At 55.7% G+C, this 17,069-nt stretch carries 15 protein-coding genes; 7 read left to right on the top strand and 8 right to left on the bottom strand.

Annotated elements, in window-relative coordinates:
- The first annotated feature begins 7 nt into the window (after positions 1-7).
- The 6 genes from nrfB (at position 8) to gltP (ending at position 6,680) form a co-directional block, all read left to right on the top strand.
- Positions 8-574, top strand: coding sequence for a cytochrome c nitrite reductase pentaheme subunit (gene nrfB / locus SK35_RS22420; protein ID WP_003826649.1), 567 nt, complete (start codon positions 8-10; stop codon positions 572-574).
- Positions 571-1,242, top strand: a complete 672-nt coding sequence (nrfC, locus tag SK35_RS22415; RefSeq protein WP_003031761.1) for a cytochrome c nitrite reductase Fe-S protein — start codon at positions 571-573, stop codon at positions 1,240-1,242. The genes nrfB and nrfC overlap by 4 nt, the downstream gene beginning before the upstream one ends.
- Positions 1,239-2,195, top strand: coding sequence for a cytochrome c nitrite reductase subunit NrfD (gene nrfD / locus SK35_RS22410; protein WP_032942109.1), 957 nt, complete (start codon positions 1,239-1,241; stop codon positions 2,193-2,195). The genes nrfC and nrfD overlap by 4 nt, the downstream gene beginning before the upstream one ends.
- An 8-nt stretch (positions 2,196-2,203) precedes the next feature.
- Positions 2,204-4,417 carry a heme lyase NrfEFG subunit NrfF gene (gene nrfF, locus SK35_RS22405; RefSeq protein ID WP_048215119.1) on the top strand — a complete coding sequence of 738 codons (2,214 nt, stop codon included), beginning with the start codon at positions 2,204-2,206 and terminating at the stop codon, positions 4,415-4,417.
- Positions 4,414-5,025, top strand: coding sequence for a heme lyase NrfEFG subunit NrfG (nrfG, locus tag SK35_RS22400; RefSeq protein WP_003826658.1), 612 nt, complete (start codon positions 4,414-4,416; stop codon positions 5,023-5,025). Before nrfF ends, nrfG begins: the two co-directional genes overlap by 4 nt.
- Before the next feature lie 344 nt (positions 5,026-5,369).
- Positions 5,370-6,680 (top strand): glutamate/aspartate:proton symporter GltP, encoded by a 1,311-nt coding sequence (gene gltP / locus SK35_RS22395; protein ID WP_020996087.1) that lies wholly within the window; start codon positions 5,370-5,372, stop codon positions 6,678-6,680.
- Positions 6,681-6,758: 78 nt separating this feature from the next.
- On the opposite strand, the gene yjcO is transcribed toward gltP, so the two are convergent.
- On the bottom strand, positions 6,759-7,442 hold the full coding sequence (gene yjcO / locus SK35_RS22390) for a Sel1 family TPR-like repeat protein YjcO (RefSeq protein ID WP_048215118.1): 684 nt from the start codon (positions 7,440-7,442) through the stop codon (positions 6,759-6,761).
- Positions 7,443-7,533: 91 nt separating this feature from the next.
- On the bottom strand, positions 7,534-9,681 hold the full coding sequence (gene fdhF / locus SK35_RS22385; protein WP_081003612.1) for a formate dehydrogenase subunit alpha: 2,148 nt from the start codon (positions 9,679-9,681) through the stop codon (positions 7,534-7,536).
- Positions 9,682-9,969: 288 nt separating this feature from the next.
- Here fdhF and SK35_RS22380 point away from each other — a divergent pair, with 288 nt between their 5' ends.
- The gene (locus SK35_RS22380) at positions 9,970-10,701 is read left to right on the top strand and encodes a response regulator transcription factor (RefSeq protein WP_008786942.1); all 732 of its coding nucleotides are present in this window, start codon (positions 9,970-9,972) and stop codon (positions 10,699-10,701) included.
- Positions 10,702-10,788: 87 nt separating this feature from the next.
- Here SK35_RS22380 and SK35_RS22375 read toward each other — a convergent pair whose 3' ends face one another.
- The 6 genes from SK35_RS22375 to SK35_RS22350 form a co-directional block, all read right to left on the bottom strand.
- Complete coding sequence (locus SK35_RS22375; RefSeq protein WP_156174779.1) at positions 10,789-11,793, bottom strand: carbohydrate kinase family protein; 1,005 nt, start codon at positions 11,791-11,793, stop codon at positions 10,789-10,791.
- Positions 11,790-12,650, bottom strand: a complete 861-nt coding sequence (locus SK35_RS22370) for a ketose 1,6-bisphosphate aldolase (protein WP_003826670.1) — start codon at positions 12,648-12,650, stop codon at positions 11,790-11,792. The genes SK35_RS22375 and SK35_RS22370 overlap by 4 nt, the downstream gene beginning before the upstream one ends.
- A gap of 14 nt (positions 12,651-12,664) precedes the next feature.
- Entirely contained in the window at positions 12,665-13,348 is a 684-nt protein-coding gene (locus tag SK35_RS22365) for a D-lyxose/D-mannose isomerase (RefSeq protein WP_008786945.1), read from the bottom strand.
- 119 nt (positions 13,349-13,467) lie between these two features.
- The gene (locus tag SK35_RS22360; protein WP_003826688.1) at positions 13,468-14,409 is read right to left on the bottom strand and encodes an ABC transporter substrate-binding protein; all 942 of its coding nucleotides are present in this window, start codon (positions 14,407-14,409) and stop codon (positions 13,468-13,470) included.
- Positions 14,410-14,497: 88 nt separating this feature from the next.
- Entirely contained in the window at positions 14,498-15,493 is a 996-nt protein-coding gene (locus SK35_RS22355) for an ABC transporter permease subunit (RefSeq protein ID WP_008786947.1), read from the bottom strand.
- Complete coding sequence (locus tag SK35_RS22350; protein WP_003844755.1) at positions 15,486-17,009, bottom strand: sugar ABC transporter ATP-binding protein; 1,524 nt, start codon at positions 17,007-17,009, stop codon at positions 15,486-15,488. The genes SK35_RS22355 and SK35_RS22350 overlap by 8 nt, the downstream gene beginning before the upstream one ends.
- Positions 17,010-17,069: the final 60 nt, after the last annotated feature.

Genomic DNA, 17,069 nt, shown 5'->3' with positions numbered 1-17,069 from the left:
AGTGAATATGAGCGTATTACGTTCGTTATTAACTGCTGGGGTGCTGGCGTCAGGCTTGTTATGGAGCCTGAGTGGAATCACTGCCACGCCAACGCCGCAGGAGTCGGATCAACGCTGGACGGTTACCCAACAGCGTAATCCGGATGCCGCCTGTCTGGACTGTCACAAGCCGGATACCGAAGGCATGCATGGTAAACATGCGGAAGTCATCAACCCGAATAACAAACTGCCGGTCACCTGCACTAACTGTCACGGCCAGCCATCACCGAATCACCGTGAAGGGGTGAAAGATGTGATGCGCTTTAATGAGCCGATGTACAACGTGGAGCAGCAGAACAGCGTCTGTATGTCCTGTCACCTGCCTGAGCAGCTGCAAAAAGCGTTCTGGCCGCACGATGTCCATGTAACCAAAGTGGCGTGTGCCAGCTGTCACTCACTGCATCCGAAGCAAGACACGATGCAAACGCTGAGCGATAAAGGACGGATCAAGATTTGCGTCGATTGCCACAGCGATCAGCGTAACAATCCGAACTTTAACCCGGCGTCGATTCCGTTGCTTAAGGAGCATCCATGAGTTGCTCTCGTCGCCAGTTTATCACCGGCGTCGGCGCGCTGGTGGCAGTGAGCGGGACGGCGGGGCGCGTTGTGGCGAAGACGCTGAACATCAACGGCGTGCGTTACGGTATGGTACATGATGAGTCATTATGCATCGGCTGTACGGCCTGTATGGATGCTTGTCGCGAAGTCAACAACGTGCCGGAAGGCGTATCGCGTCTGACGATTATTCGCAGTGAGCCGCAAGGAACGTTTCCTGATGTGAAGTATCGCTTCTTCCGTCATTCGTGCCAGCACTGCGACCACGCTCCCTGCGTTGACGTCTGCCCGACGGGGGCATCGTATCGCGATGCCGCCAGCGGCATTGTGGATGTGAACCCGGACCTTTGCGTTGGCTGCCAGTACTGCATTGCCGCGTGTCCTTATCGCGTGCGCTTTATCCATCCGGTGAGCAAAACGGCGGATAAATGCGATTTCTGCCGGAAAACCAACCTGAAAGCGGGCAAACAGCCCGCCTGCGTTGAGTCATGTCCGACGAAGGCGCTGACGTTTGGTAATCTGGACGATCCCAACAGCGATATCTCCCGTTTGTTGCAGCAGAAAACGACCTACCGTTACAAGCTGGCGTTGGGTACAAAACCGAAGGTCTACCGCGTTCCCTTTAAATTTGGGGAGGTGAGCCAATGACATCCGCTTCTGCATTTCATTTTGAATCACTGGTGTGGGACTGGCCCATTGCCATCTATCTGTTCCTGATAGGTATCTCTGCCGGACTGGTCACGCTGGCGATTCTGCTGCGTCGCTTCCATCCGGAGGCGGGCGGTTCGGACAGCACGCTGCTGCGCACTACGCTGGTGTTAGGGCCGGGGGCGATTATCCTCGGTCTGTTGATTCTGGTGTTCCACCTGACGCGGCCATGGACTTTCTGGAAACTGATGTTCCACTACAGCTTCACTTCGGTGATGTCGATGGGGGTCATGCTGTTCCAGTTGTACATGGTGGTGTTAGTGCTGTGGCTGGCAAAAATCTTTGAAAAAGAGGTGATTGCCCTGCAACAGCGCTGGCTGCCGCGGTTAGGTATCGTGCAGAAAGTATTGACGTTGATCGCGCCTTTCCATCGTGCGCTTGAGACGTTAATGCTGGTGCTGGCGGTCCTGCTCGGGGCGTACACCGGTTTTCTGCTGTCGGCGCTGAAATCTTACCCGTTCCTGAATAACCCGATCCTGCCGGTGCTGTTCCTGTTCTCTGGGATCTCCTCCGGTGCCGCGGTGGCGCTGATCGCCATGGCGTTACGCCATCGTAGCAACCCGCACAGTACCGAAGCGCACTTTGTGCATCGCATGGAAGTCCCGGTGGTATGGCTGGAGATCTTCCTGCTGGCGGCGTTCTTCGTCGGTCTGGCGCTGGGCGATGACGGCAAAATGCGCGCGCTGGCGGCGGCACTGGGCGGCGGATTCTGGACCTGGTGGTTCTGGCTTGGCGTGGCTGGGCTTGGGCTGATACTGCCGATGCTGCTAAAACCCTGGGCCAACCGCAGTTCGACGTTTCATGGCGTGCTGGCAGTCTGCGGTGCCAGCCTGACCGGCGTACTGCTGCTGCGTTTTTTTATACTCTATGCGGGTCAGCTAACCGTTGCGTAAGGTGATATCTGGACGTTCTCCTTCCTGAAGCCGGTTTTCTGGCGCTGTTATTAAGCCTTGGGGTCAACGTGTTGACCCCGCTTGCCGTGTTGGTGGGTGTCCGCCAGCGCTGGCAAGGGGTGATGCGCCTTGCAACGGTGGGCGTGTGGGCGCAATTTACCCTGCTACTGCTGGCTTTTGCCATTCTGGTATTCTGCTTTTTGACCAGCGACTTTTCGGTGGTCTACGTTGCTCAGCACAGCTACAGCCTGCTGCCGTGGGGATTAAAACTGGCGGCGGTGTGGGGCGGTCATGAAGGATCGCTGCTGCTGTGGGTGCTGTTTCTTTCCGGCTGGAGCGCGCTGTTCGCTTTACGCTATCGGCGTGATACCGACGCGCTGTTTCCGCTGACGCTCAGCGTCCTTTCAATGATAACGGCCCTGCTGCTGCTGTTTGTGGTGGTATGGTCCGATCCGTTCGTGCGCATCTTCCCGCCTGCCATTGAAGGGCGCGACCTTAACCCGATGCTGCAACATCTCGGGTTAATCCTCCATCCACCTCTGCTGTACCTGGGTTACGGTGGTTTGATGGTGGCGGCAGGCGTGGCGCTGGCCTCGCTGCTACGTGGTGACTTTAATGCGCAGAGCGCCTGGGTGTGCTGGCGCTGGGCGCTGCCCGGCTGGTGCGCGCTGACGCTGGGGATTATCCTCGGCTCCTGGTGGGCCTATTGCGAGCTGGGCTGGGGCGGCTGGTGGTTCTGGGACCCGGTTGAAAATGCTTCCTTATTACCCTGGCTTTCCGCCAGCGCGCTGCTGCATAGCCTGTATATCACGCGCCAGCGCGGAATCTTCCGCCACTGGTCGCTGCTACTGGCGATCGTCACGCTGATTTTATCGCTGCTTGGGACGCTGATTGTACGTTCCGGCATTCTCGTTTCGGTGCATGCTTTCGCGTTGGATAACGTCCGCGCCGCGCCGCTGTTTGCGCTGTTTACCGTGTTGAGTCTGGCGTCGCTCGGGCTGTACGCCTGGCGGGGCCAGCAAGTCCGGCAGAATGCGCGTTTTGGCGGTTGGTCACGCGAGATGCTGATTCTGGTTGCGCTGCTGCTCTTTAGTGCGGTGCTGCTGATTGTGTTGATTGGCACGCTCTACCCGATGATTTACGGGCTGTTCGGCTGGGGACGGCTCTCCGTAGGCGCACCGTACTTTAACCGTGCTACGCTGCCCTTTGGCCTGCTGATGCTGCTGGTTATCGTGCTGGCAACGGTCAGAAGCCGCAACGTGTCTTTCCGCATCCAGCTTCCGGCACTGCTGGCGCATGCCGGGGTGCTGGTGTTTGCGGCGGGGATCGTCTTTTCCAGCGGTAGCCGTCAGGAGATAAGCCTGAACCTGAGCCCTGGGCAGCAGGTTGAACTGGCGGGTTACATTTTCCGTTTTGAGCGTCTCGACCTGGAAGCCAAAGGTAACTACACCAGTGAAAAAGCGCAGATCACGCTGTGGCACAATGAGAAACGTATTGGCAGCCTGCAACCTGAAAGGCGCTTCTATGCCGCGCGCCGTCAACAGATGATGGAGCCGGGGATCCGCTGGAATCTGATGCATGACTGGTACGCGGTAATGGGTGAAAAAACCGGACCTGACCGCTATGCCATGCGTTTGTACGTGCAGACCGGCGTGCGCTGGATTTGGGGTGGGGGACTATTAATGGTCTTTGGCGCGCTGCTGAGCGCATGGCGAGGAAGGAAGCATCCAGAGTTATTGCCTGATGGCGCTGCGCTTATCAGGCCTACGAGTGAAAAGCAGGGTAGGCCGGATAAGGCGTTCACGCCGCCATCCGGCAAAACGATGTTACTTGTGGCTTTACTGATTTTTCTACCTTTTACCACACATGCCCAGGTTGTGGATACCTGGCGCTTTGAAAATCCGCAACAGCAGGAACAAGCGCTGTCCATTGCCAGCCAGCTTCGCTGCCCGCAGTGTCAAAACCAAAACTTGCTGGAATCCAATGCGCCGGTAGCGGTCAGTATGCGCCATCAGGTTTATAGCATGGTGGCGGAAGGGAAAAGCGAAGCTGAGATCACGACATGGATGACCGAGCGTTACGGTGACTTCGTTCGTTATAATCCGCCGCTGAATGAGCAAACGCTGCTGCTGTGGGCGTTGCCGTGCCTGCTGTTATTGCTGGTAGGTGTGGTGGTCTGGCGAGTGAGAAGACGTCAGCATACGGAGGAAGGTGAACAATGAACCAGTCCGAACCGCTGTTACGCCCAATGCCTGTGAAGCGGCTGACCGCTGCGGCGGTGCTGATGGTTGTGGCCTGCATTGGAGGCTACTTGTTGACGCCAAAATGGCAGGCGGTTCGTCAGGAGCAAACGAGACTGGCAGACCCTTTACATGCTTTCTCCGATGAAAATGTTCAGGAAAAACAGTTGCTTTTGCTGCAATCGCAGATTCGCGCTAATCCCCAGGACGGCGTGAAATGGGCGCAACTCGGGGAGTACTATCTTTGGCAAAACGCGTATCATAATGCGCTGCTGGCCTACGAACAGGCGCTGCGTGTCGGCGGTGAAAATGCTGAGATCTATTCCGCGATGGCAACGGTATTGTATTACCAGGCCGGACAACATATGACGCCACCCACTCGCGAGATGATTGATAAGGCTCTGGCGCTGGACCCGGCAGAGGTCACCGCGCTGATGCTGTTAGCCTCAGATGCGTTTATGCAGGCAGACTACGCCCAGGCTATTTCAGTGTGGCAAAAGGTTATGGATTTAAACTCGCCTAGGGTGAACCGGGCACAGCTCGTTGACTCTATTAATATGGCGAAGTTATTGCAGAATCGGCAAAAATAAATTTGTTTTTTTTGTGATTTGTATCATTTGGCCTGTTTAAAAAACAGGCAAACGAACAAATGGGCGAAAAAAACTCACACCATGACTTCTTCATTTTTGAACATATTAAAATTCTTTTATAACAAAAAGTTATTCATCAATACCGCGATAAAATTGCATTTTTATGCATAAAATCAGCCAAAAGCCCTGTTCTTAGAGGGTTGCGCGGAATGCCATGCAGATGATAATGATAATAAGCGTTAAAAAACTCCATAAACGAACGCAACACAATTCATACCCTTTCAGTATGTACTATTCCCACACACCGCATGTGGAATAGCGCTCCATCGAGGAAGTCCGTTGTTATGAAAAATTTGAAAGTCAGCCTGGCATGGCAGATTCTAATCGCCATGGTGCTGGGCATTCTGCTAGGGAGTTACCTGCATTACCATAGTGACAGCCGTGAATGGCTGGTTGTAAACCTGCTGTCACCGGCGGGCGATATCTTTATCCATCTGATCAAAATGATCGTTGTGCCCATTGTCATCTCTACGCTGGTTGTCGGTATTGCCGGAGTCGGTGATGCAAAACAGCTGGGCCGCATTGGCGCCAAAACTATTCTCTATTTCGAAGTGATCACCACCGTGGCGATTATCCTTGGGATCACGCTGGCTAATGTGTTCCAGCCGGGTTCCGGGATTGATATGTCGCAACTGGCGACCGTGGATATTTCGAAATATCAAAGCACGACTGCAGAAGTACAGAGCCACGCGCATGGTTTGATGGGGACAATTTTGTCACTGGTGCCGACCAATATCGTCGCCTCGATGGCAAAAGGCGATATGCTGCCGATTATCTTCTTCTCGGTGCTGTTCGGTTTAGGCTTGTCTTCCCTGCCGGCAACTCACCGCGAACCGCTGGTTACCGTGTTCCGTTCTATTTCCGAAACCATGTTTAAAGTGACCCACATGGTTATGCGCTATGCGCCAGTCGGCGTTTTCGCGCTGATTGCCGTTACCGTCGCAAACTTCGGTTTTGCCTCCCTGTGGCCGCTGGCGAAGCTGGTGCTGTTGGTGCACTTTGCCATCCTGTTCTTCGCGCTGGTGGTGCTGGGTATCGTGGCGCGTATCTGCGGTTTGAGCATCTGGATCCTGATCCGCATTCTGAAAGACGAGTTGATTCTGGCTTACTCTACCGCCAGCTCCGAGAGCGTACTGCCGCGTATTATCGAGAAGATGGAAGCCTATGGCGCGCCAGCTTCAATCACCAGCTTTGTGGTGCCGACCGGCTACTCATTCAACCTTGATGGTTCAACGCTGTATCAGAGTATTGCTGCGATCTTTATTGCACAGCTGTACGGTATCGACCTGTCGCTGTGGCAGGAAATCGTGCTGGTGTTGACGTTGATGGTGACCTCGAAAGGGATTGCGGGCGTGCCGGGCGTATCATTCGTGGTGCTGCTGGCAACGCTGGGCAGCGTGGGGATCCCGCTGGAAGGCCTGGCGTTTATTGCTGGTGTTGACCGTATCCTCGACATGGCGCGTACCGCGCTGAACGTGGTGGGTAACGCACTGGCGGTGCTGGTTATCTCCAAGTGGGAACACAAATTTGACCGCAAAAAAGCGCTGGCCTATGAGCGCGAAGTATTAGGTAAGTTTGATAAGACCGCCTTGTAGGCCAGATAAGGCAACGCCGCCATCCGGCAACCTGCTCCGGGTTGCCTGATGGCGCTACGCTTATCAGGCCTACAACGACTACCCGTTGGTTAACTTTTCAAACTCTTCGCAGCCGGTATCGAATCCTTCCGTACAGCTCAGATTCAGCCAGTGCAATGCCTTCTGTTTATTCTTCACGATAAAACCCTGCTCACCGTTTAAGAACATCATCCCGGCCCAGTATTCGGAATAACCGGTGCGGGAGATGGCTGAGCTACGTTTGAAATACCACGTCGCTTTCTCATCGTCTGCGGGAATACCCACGCCGTTGGCGTAAATCAGCCCAAGCAGCATTTGCGCGTCGACGGCGGAGTCGTTTTCCAGGTCCTCGGAGGCGTTTTGCAGCAAGGTAATGGCTTTGGGGTAATCGGTGTGTCCAGCCTGAGTGTTGACCAGAATACGCGCCAGCGTAATTTCCCCGGTTTTACTGCCTGCCTGGGTCGCTTTTTCCGCCAGCGTTTTGGCCTGGGGGTAATCCAGACTGACCGGATTGGTAATCTTAATCTGTGCCAGCAATGCGTAAGCATCGGCATCACCATTGTCGGCGGCTTTTTGCGCCCAATATTCCGCTTTACCCAAATCGCCTGAGCTAAACCAGGTATCAGCGAGGAAATATTGTGCACGTCGGTCTCCGGACTCGGCGGCTTTCAAAAACTGACTACCGGGCTCTTCGGCATGGACAAAGCATGTCATTAACACCATCAAGGCGAAAAGTCGTTTCATCTTATATTTAGATTTAGTGTAGGGAATGAACAGTATAGAGAGATTATGTGCATAAAAAAACGGCCTCCGAATGGAGGCCGTCAGGGGAAGCTTAACCCATCGCGCTTTCGCGCAGGCTGGCTTTCAGCTTGGTGTACTCATCAATGACATACTGCTCGGCAGCGCGCTGATCGGCAATGCGTTCAACGTTTACAGCACAGTACTTGTACTCCGGCGTTTTGGTAATCGGACTTAAGTTCTCGGTTACCAGTTCATTACATGCACCAATCCACCACTGGTAGGTCATGTAAATCGCGCCTTTGTTTGGACGATCGCTGACTGCCGCACGGGTAATGACCCGGCCTTTACGCGAGTTCACCCACACCAGCTCTTCATCCTGGATGCCCAGGCGTTCTGCGTCGGCGGTGTTGATCTGGGCATAGCCCGGTTCATCCGCCAGCGCGGCCAACGCCGCACAGTTACCGGTCATCGAACGGCAAGAGTAGTGGCCGACTTCACGCACTGTAGACAGTACCATCGGGTACTCCTCAGTGAGTTTGTCGATTGGCGCTACCCAGTCGCAGGTGAAGAACTGCGCCAGGCCGTTCGGGGTGTCGAACTTCTCTTTGAAGAGATAAGACGTACCCTGGTCGGCTTCTGAGGTGTCGCGGCAAGGCCACTGGATATAACCCAGTTCGCCCATTTTCTCGTAAGTGGCACCATAGAAATCCGGGCACAGATGACGCAACTCGTCCCAGATTTCCTGGGTGTTGTTGTAGTGCATCGGATAGCCCATACGGGTGGCGATTTCACTGATAATCTGCCAGTCCGTTTTCAGATCCCACTTCGGCTCAACGGCTTTAAAGAAGCGCTGGAAGCCACGGTCAGCTGCGGAGAATACGCCTTCATGCTCACCCCATGACGTAGACGGTAAAATAACGTCTGCGGCAGCGGCAGTTTTGGTCATGAAGATATCCTGCACGATGACCAGTTCCAGATCCTCAAAGCCTTTGCGCACTGCGGAGAGTTCAGCATCGGTTTGTAATGGATCTTCACCCATGATGTACGCCGCGCGGACTTCGCCATGCGCTGCACGGTGCGGCAGTTCGCTGATGCGATAACCGGTATGAGCAGGCAGACTTTCCACGCCCCAGGCTTTAGCGAACTTCTCGCGGTTAGCCGGATCTTTCACATACTGATAGCCCGGATAGGTATCCGGCAGGGCGCCCATGTCACATGCGCCCTGAACGTTGTTCTGCCCACGAACCGGGTTAACGCCCACGCTCGGCTTACCGAGGTTGCCGGTCAGCATTGCGAGGCTGGTCAGTGAACGCACGGTTTCCACGCCCTGATAGAACTGGGTAACACCCATGCCCCACAGGATTGCCGCGCTTTTCGCCGTGGCATACATACGTGCAGCCTGACGAATATCCTGCGCGCTAACGCCCGTGATATCTTCGACAGACTCCGGCGTATAGCCTTCGACGATCTTGCTGTACTCTTCGAATCCTTCCGTACGGGAGGCGACGAACGCCTGGTCGTACAGTTTTTCTTCGATGATGACATGACCCATAGCGTTGAGCAGCGCGATGTTCGAGCCGTTTTTCAACGCGATGTGCATGTCGGCAATACGCGCGGTTTCAATTTTGCGCGGATCGCAGACGATGATTTTCGCCCCGTTACGTTTAGCATTAATCACGTGATTCGCCACGATCGGGTGGGAATCCGCCGGGTTGTACCCGAAGATGAACACTAAATCTGTGTTATCAATTTCATTGATAGCATTACTCATTGCGCCGTTACCGACCGATTGGTGCAGACCTGCAACCGATGGGCCGTGTCAGACGCGAGCGCAGCAGTCAACGTTATTGGTACCAATAACGGCGCGCGCGAATTTTTGCATTACATAGTTGGTTTCGTTACCCGTACCGCGAGATGAACCGGTCGTCTGAATAGCGTCCGGGCCATACTTCGCTTTGATGGCGCTCAGACGACTGGCGACGTAATCAAGCGCTTCATCCCAGGAAACGGATTCCAGTTTGCCGCCACGCTGGCGACGGATCATAGGGGTTTTCAGACGAGGGGTCAGGATCTGGGTATCATTGATAAAATCCCAGCCATAGTAGCCCTTCAGACACAGGGTACCCTGGTTGGTTTTCCCCTGCGCCGCTTCAGCCCGGACGATTTTGCCGTTATCGACCACCAGGTTGATTTTGCAACCTGATGCGCAATATGGGCAAACCGTGACGACTTTTTTCATCGGTCTCGCTCCAGTTAATCAAATCGCGCATACGCGCTTGTCGTTTTTGTTATGCATCTTTTATGCCATGTTTTTATCAGGGGCATTAGTCGATATTACGGGCGAATTTTGCGCAAAACCCTGACGAAAAACAGGCTGTCGTCATATTTGACGTGACGAATCTCCAATACGTGACGCCCCGGCAGTGTGACCGAGGTTATGTTTCCCGCACATCCTTGTGCCTTATCGCTGTCACTCTGTGCAGAATCAATCACACTCATTTAAGTTGGCCAGAAATGGGGAAAAACAATGAAGCCAGCCATACTGGTTGTGGATGATGACATCGCTGTCTGCACGCTTTTACAGGATGTGCTGAGCGAACACGTCTTTACGGTGACCGCCTGTCACACCGGGCAGGAGGCGCTGCGCTGCATTGAGACTCAGCCGGATATCGCTCTGGTATTACTGGATATGATGTTGCCCGATATTAACGGTCTGATGGTGCTACAACAGGTGCAGAAGATGAGGCCCGGATTACCGGTAGTCATGCTGACGGGCTTAGGCAGCGAGTCGGATGTGGTTGTCGGGCTGGAAATGGGGGCTGACGACTATATCGGTAAGCCGTTCAATGCGCGGGTGCTGGTGGCGCGGGTAAAGGCGGTGCTCAGACGCGTTGGCGTGTTAACGGCAGAAAGCGGCGGCCCACAGACCACGGGGCTTTCTTTTAATGGCTGGCATCTCGATACCGCCGGTTGCCAGTTACATAATCCCCAGCAGTTGAAGGTGGAGTTGACGCAAGGGGAATACAGCCTGCTGTTGGCGCTGGCCCAAAATGCCCGGCGGGTGCTGAGCCGGGAACAACTGCTGGAGCTGACGCGCAGCGACAGCGTTGAGGTGTTTGACCGCACTATTGACGTGTTAATCATGCGGCTGCGGCGAAAAATAGAGAACAACCCGCACCAGCCAATGTTGATCAAAACCCTGCGCGGGCTGGGTTATGTGTTTGCCGCCGACGTGCAACATCACGATAAGGCGGCGTGAACGTGTGCAGTTGCCGGATGCGGCGTAAACGCCTTATCCGGCCTACAAAAGCGATAACAACTCCGTAGGCCTGATAAGCGTAGCGCATCAGGCGTCAGCCATTTCTGCTTTCAACTCTGCCAGCGTCTTCGCGCCATCTATCGCATTCGCGCACAGCAAACTTGCCCGCGCACAGGCGTGTGCCAACCTGACGCTGTCCGCCAGCGACCAGCGCTCATGACAGCCATACAAAAATCCAGCGCAAAACGCATCTCCCGCCCCGACGCTGCCAACGATCTCCTCCTGCGCCAGGTACTGCGACGGGATCCAGACGCCCGGCAGATCCGGCGCTTCACCCCAGGCACCTTCCGGACAGTGGATCACCACCCGCTGGCGTACACCTGCATCCAATAATTCGCGTGCGGCGGTGGCGATGTGCGCAATATGCAGTTCGCCGTTGGGCTGGCGGATCTCCAGCCCGCTGAACTCCCCGGCTTCCAGCTCGTTAATCACCAGATAGTCTAGATGGCGCAGGGCTGGCATCACCAGTGGTTGATAGCGCGGGTCGCCCTTGCGTGAGACCAGATCCAGCGACGTTTCAAAGCCGTTGTCGCGCATTTGCGCCAGCAGCCGTGCGCTACGCGTCCCGAACTCCTCATCCGGCATGTCCAGACTGTCGAGCAGCAGCAGATATCCCAGATGGAAGATTTTCATCGAGGTATCCAGTTGCTCAAACGCAGGCAGATCGAGTAGCCGATTGGCACCGGGCGAGTGGAAAAAGGTGCGCTGACCGCTGGGATCGGTCATCACCTGCGACATCGACGTGGGGGCGAATGTGGTGCGCTGCACGTGTTGGCGATTAACGTGATACTGCTCCAGCATCGCCATGATGTAGTCGCCGTCGCTGTCCTGACCGATTAACCCCACCGCCTGCAACGGCAGCCCAGTGTGCATTTTTGCCAGCGTCAGCAGCACATTAAGCGGCGCACCGCCCGTGGCGCGTTCGCTACGGGTGATTTCCGCCAGCCAGCCACGTTCCGGCCACTGCACAATTTGATGCACGTGATCGACCAGCATGTTGCCTGCGGCGATAACGCCTTTGCGTTCCATCAGACCCGTCCCGCGCTGCCAAAAATGCGCATCTGTTCCGAAACGGTATCGGTAATGGCCTCTTCAATGCCGAGCAGCAGTTCGGCGAATTCGTCGTACAGCGGCTGGCGATTCGCCATCCGTGTTTCTACCGCCGACAGCGCCGCCTGCGACATGCCGGTATAGAAGTTGATTTTGTGAATGCCGAGTTCAATCGCGCGCTTGAAATCGTCGTCGCTGATGCCGGAGCCGCCGTGCAGTACCAGCGGGATTGCCGCCTGCTGGCGAATGGCGTCCAGACGCGGGAAGTCGAGCAGCGGTTCGCCTTTGTATTTGCCGTGGGCATTGCCAATGGCGACCGCCAGCGCGTCAATCCCGGTTCTGTCGACGAAATCACGCGCCATCATTGGGTCGGTAAACAGCGACTCGTCGGCATGACCGTACAGCGCGCCGCCCTCATCACCGCCCACCGCACCCAGTTCGGCTTCCACCGACACGCCGACGGCATGGCACATTTTCACCACTTCGCGGGTCTGGCGGATATTTTCTTCATACTCCAGCGTGGAGCCATCGAACATCACTGAACTGAACCCTAAGCGTAGTGCCCGAACTACCGACTCAAAGTGCAGGCCGTGGTCAAGGTTTAGCACCACCGGAATGTCATGCCGCGCGGCTTCGAACTTGACCGCCTCGACCAGAGAATCCAGCGAGATATATTTAAAATGTACTTCGGCGATATTGATGATAAACGGCGAACGTTCCTGCTTTGCCGCGGCAAACAGCGCGCGCAGGAAGTGTGAATCCAGAACATTAAATGCCCCTAAGGCATAGCGATGCTCACGGGCATGTGCAAGGCCATCAGCGAGAGATATCAACGGCATAATGCGCTCCTTGGTTAGCGGAACAGGCGATATTCGTTACACAGCACCAGCTGCGCCGGCTCGTCTTCTTCAATGTCGTTATAGCGGGCGATCGGTTGCAGAAAGTGGTTATCGTGGTCGTCGTCATTAACAGAAGAAACCTCGCCGACCAACACGTCGCCAAAACCTTCTTCCGCCCAGAAGCTGTGATACAGGCCCGGCGGCAGGCAGATGCTTTCACCCGGCGTCAGGCGTAACTGACTGCCCGCTGCATGGGTTTGCCGACAGCCGTCAATCACTACGCTCACGTCGGTCTCCTCCGTTTGTTCCCGGATCCCCGCATTCCACAGTTCCACAATTAAATTGCCGCCGCCGCGATTGATAATGTCTTCGCGTTTGCGCCAGTGAAAATGCATCGGCGTGACCTGCGCATCGCGAACATGCATGATTTTCTCGGCGTAGCATTTCTCGTAAGGCATTCCTTTCGGCGAGCCATTACGCAGAGTGAACAGCGTTAACCCTTGCGCGGCGAAATTGTTGCCGCCAAATGCGGTGACATCCCAACCGAGCTTAAGGTCGAACACTTCGCTCCAGGCTGTGGCATCAAGCTTGCGCCATTGGGTCGGGGGGAAGCTGGCAAAAGGGGGGAGATGCACGTCGTGCTGAGAGAAAAACTGGCGCGTGTGGCCAAGGATCTCGTTTATTGCGGAGCGTTTCATCGGCTGAATCCTCCTTAATATAATGCCGGATGGGCCGCGCTTATCCGGCCTACAAATTCATAGCGATCTTGTAGGCCGGATAGGGCATTTTCGCCGCCATCCGGCGTTGTTGTGGCGGGCTATTTAACCGTCCAACCCTTATAACTGCCGACGTTGTTTTTATCGATCATCGTCACCGGGATCAGCACGGGTTCTTTCGGGGCGGGTTTCCCCTGCAATATGTCATAGCCGATTTCGACCGCTTTGGCAGCCATCACCTGCGGATCTTGTGCCGGAGTCGCCACAAATAGTGAGTTTTCGCGCTTAAGCGCTTCTTCACCGTCCGGGGATCCATCTACGCCGACAATAAAGAATTCGCTACGCTGCGCCTGTTTTGCCGCCAGATCGGCACCGATCGCCGTCGGATCGTTAATGGCGAATACGCCGTCGATCTTCGGATTCGCCGCCAGCAACGCGGTCATGATCTCCAGCCCGCCTTCGCGACTGCCTTTGGCGTTTTGGTTATGCGACAGCACCTTGATGTCCGGGTGGCGTTTGAACTCAGTCTGGCAGCCTTCCACGCGGTTCTGGACGGCGGAAACCGGCGGCCCGTTGATGATGACGACGTTGCCTTTGCCTTTCAGGCGGTCGGTAATGTATTTACAGGCCATTTCACCTGCCTGGGTGTTATCGGAGGTAATGGTCGCGTCTGCGCCTTCCGCCGCCACGTCAACGGCAACCACCACGATCCCGGCGTCTTTCGCGCGTTTTACCGCCGGGCCGATGCCTTTGGAGTCGGCGGCGTTAAGGATAATCATGTCGACTTTTGCGGCAATAAAGTTGTCGATCTGCGACACCTGTTGCCCCAAATCGTAACCGCTGGAAACCAGCGTTACTTTAACGCTATCACCTGCCAGCTTGCGTGCTTCCAGCTCCGCGCCTTTGGTGATCTGCACGAAGAACGGGTTGGCCAGATCGCCTACCGTAACGCCGATCGATTTCAGTTCTTTTGCCTGCACAAACGGAGCTGCAGCAAGCAGGGCGCCAGCACAGAGCGCGGTTACTAATGGCTTCAAACGCATACTCGTTTCCTCACGTAGGGTATTGTTGTTATACGCCTGATGGCGCTGCGCTTATCAGGCCTACGAATGAGCAGGCCAGTAAGCTTGTCTATGCACTTTGATGGTGTCGGGTACGGTATTTGTCGATCAGCACCGCTATGATGATCACCGCCCCTTTGATCACCAGTTGCCAGAAATAGGAGACGCCCATCAGCGTCATGCCGTTATTGAGCGTGGCGATTATCAACGCCCCCACCAGCGTGCCGGTGATGGTGCCGATCCCGCCAACAAAGCTGGTGCCGCCGAGGATCACCGCCGCGATGGCGTCCAGCTCGTAACCCATACCTAAGTTGCCGTTGGCGCTATACAGCCGCGAGGCGCTCATCACCCCGCCAAGACCTGAGAGCAAACCGCTCATGCCGTAGACGAACAGCAGCACCAGCCACACTTTGATCCCGGTTAAACGTGCGGCCTGCATATTGCCGCCGACCGCGTAGATATGAACGCCGAGCGTGGTGCGGCGCAGAATGAACCAACACACCACCACCACCGCCAGCGCAATGACCACCAGCCACGGAACCGGGCCGAGATAGTTGTTACCGATCCACTCAAAGCTGATATTGGAGTTAATCACCGTTGTACCGTCGGCCAGCAGATAGGCCGCACCGCGCAGCGCCGTATAGGTTCCAAGCGTGACGATAAACGGCGGTAGTCCGGCAAAAGCAACCAGCGCGCCGTTAAACAGCCCCAGCACCAGACCGAGCATCAGCGCCGCCGGAATCGACAGCATGGCAAGCTCAGGAATAAGAGAAACGACCATGGCTGCGACAGCGGTGGTACCGAGAATCGAGCCAACCGAGAGGTCGATCCCGCCGGTCAAAATAATGAAGGTCATGCCAGCCGCCAGCACGATGTTGATTGAGGCCTGACGGGTAATATTCAGCAGGTTGCTTTCGGTAAAAAAGTTAGGCGCGATAAAGCCAAATACCGCCACAATCAGGATGAGAATCGGTAAGATACCGACCGTTTGCATCAGATCGCTCATCAGCATTTTTTTTGCGGAGGCGGATTTCGCCACCTGCTGGGGAGTGGTTGGATTATTCATGGGGCACCGCCTGATGGTGGGAGTCGTTCACGCCGGTTGCCAGCGTCATAATATTTTCCTGGGTAATACTTTGTCCGTTCAGCTCGCCGGCAATGCTGCCTTCCCGCATGACGTACACGCGATCGCTCATACCGACGACTTCCGGCAGTTCGCTGGAGATCATCAGGATCGCTACGCCTTTGCGCGCCATATCGTTCATGATCCGGTAGATCTCGCTTTTGGCACCGACGTCCACGCCGCGCGTGGGTTCATCGAGGATCAAAATACGTGGGCCGATCGCGACCCAGCGTGAAATCAGCAGTTTTTGCTGATTACCGCCGGACAGCCCACCCGCGCGTACCTGTGCGTGCGGCACGCGGATGTTGAGCAGCTTGATGGCGTCATCGGAAATAGCCTGCGCCTTTTTGCGATCGAGCATGCCCCAGTTGGCGTCACGCTCCAGCGTTGCCATGGTGATGTTTTCTGCCGCTGCCAGCTCTAAAAATAATCCCTGTTCTTTGCGGTTTTCCGTCAGAAAGCCAATGCCGTGGTCAATCGCCTCGCGGGGGGAGTGGATCACTACCGGTTCACCGTCTACTTCAATCATGCCGCCGATGGCTTTACGCACGCCAAAAATAAGCTGAGCCAGTTCAGAACGCCCGGCACCGACTAGCCCGGCCAGGCCGACGATCTCCCCGGAGCGCACCAGCAAGCTGCACGGCTGGACTTTATGGCCGTCGGTCAGGTGATGAACATTGAGGCGTGCTTTACCTAAGGGAATGTCGCGCTCTTTGTTGAACAGATCGCTCAACGGACGGCCCACCATCATGCGTACCAGCTCCGAGGCGTTGAGCTTGTCGCGGGTCAGGCTGCCAACATATTGCCCGTCGCGCAGGACGCTGACGCGGTCCGAAAGTTCGTACACTTCCGCCATGCGATGGCTGATGTAGATAATCGCCATCCCCTCATCGCGCAGGCGCATGATCAGTTCAAACAGGCGGTGGGTTTCACGTGAGGAGAGGGCGGCGGTGGGTTCATCCATTACCAGAATGCGGCTGTTACGGTGCAGGGCGCGGGCAATTTCCACCTGCTGCTGTTCGGCGATGGTCAACGTCATCACACGGTCGCTGGCCTTAAACTGGGCGCCGAGTCGGTCGATGACTTTCTGCGACTGCATCACCATCTCTTTACGCTGGACCAGCCCGCCGCGCGACAGCTCGCTGCCAAGAAAGATATTTTCCGCTACCGTCAGGTTCGGCGCGAGCTGCATCTCCTGATAAATCAGCGTGATGCCTGCGCTAAGCGCATCTTTAGGACCGCGAATATGGAACGGCTGACCGTCAATCAGGATCTCACCGCTGGTGGCGGTATAGGCGCCCGCGAGGATCTTCATCAGGGTGCTCTTCCCCGCGCCATTCTCGCCCATCAGGGCATGAATCTCGCCCGGCCAGACCGTTAAATCGACCCCTTTCAGCGCGTAAAATTTGCCAAACGCTTTAGCAATGTTGCGCATCTCCAGAACCGGTGTCCTGCTCATGGCGGATCTCCTGTGGGGTGGCCGATATCAGCAGTCCATCACAGGAATGTAAATGCAAAA

The organism is Citrobacter sp. MGH105, assembly GCF_001037485.2.
Classification (GTDB): Bacteria; Pseudomonadota; Gammaproteobacteria; order Enterobacterales; family Enterobacteriaceae; genus Citrobacter; species Citrobacter portucalensis.
This window is presented reverse-complemented; position numbering and strand designations above follow the sequence as displayed.

Excerpts from the sequence above, each read along its gene's own strand:
- SK35_RS22360 (WP_003826688.1), bottom strand. The coding sequence starts at position 14,409 with ATGCGTTTGAAGCCATTAGTAACCGCGCTCTGTGCTGGCGCCCTGCTT.
- nrfC (WP_003031761.1), top strand. The coding sequence starts at position 571 with ATGAGTTGCTCTCGTCGCCAGTTTATCACCGGCGTCGGCGCGCTGGTG.
- SK35_RS22350 (WP_003844755.1), bottom strand. The coding sequence starts at position 17,009 with ATGAGCAGGACACCGGTTCTGGAGATGCGCAACATTGCTAAAGCGTTT.
- SK35_RS22365 (WP_008786945.1), bottom strand. The coding sequence starts at position 13,348 with ATGAAACGCTCCGCAATAAACGAGATCCTTGGCCACACGCGCCAGTTT.
- SK35_RS22355 (WP_008786947.1), bottom strand. The coding sequence starts at position 15,493 with ATGAATAATCCAACCACTCCCCAGCAGGTGGCGAAATCCGCCTCCGCA.
- yjcO (WP_048215118.1), bottom strand. The coding sequence starts at position 7,442 with ATGAAACGACTTTTCGCCTTGATGGTGTTAATGACATGCTTTGTCCAT.
- SK35_RS22380 (WP_008786942.1), top strand. The coding sequence starts at position 9,970 with ATGAAGCCAGCCATACTGGTTGTGGATGATGACATCGCTGTCTGCACG.
- nrfB (WP_003826649.1), top strand. The coding sequence starts at position 8 with ATGAGCGTATTACGTTCGTTATTAACTGCTGGGGTGCTGGCGTCAGGC.
- nrfD (WP_032942109.1), top strand. The coding sequence starts at position 1,239 with ATGACATCCGCTTCTGCATTTCATTTTGAATCACTGGTGTGGGACTGG.
- nrfG (WP_003826658.1), top strand. The coding sequence starts at position 4,414 with ATGAACCAGTCCGAACCGCTGTTACGCCCAATGCCTGTGAAGCGGCTG.
- gltP (WP_020996087.1), top strand. The coding sequence starts at position 5,370 with ATGAAAAATTTGAAAGTCAGCCTGGCATGGCAGATTCTAATCGCCATG.
- SK35_RS22370 (WP_003826670.1), bottom strand. The coding sequence starts at position 12,650 with ATGCCGTTGATATCTCTCGCTGATGGCCTTGCACATGCCCGTGAGCAT.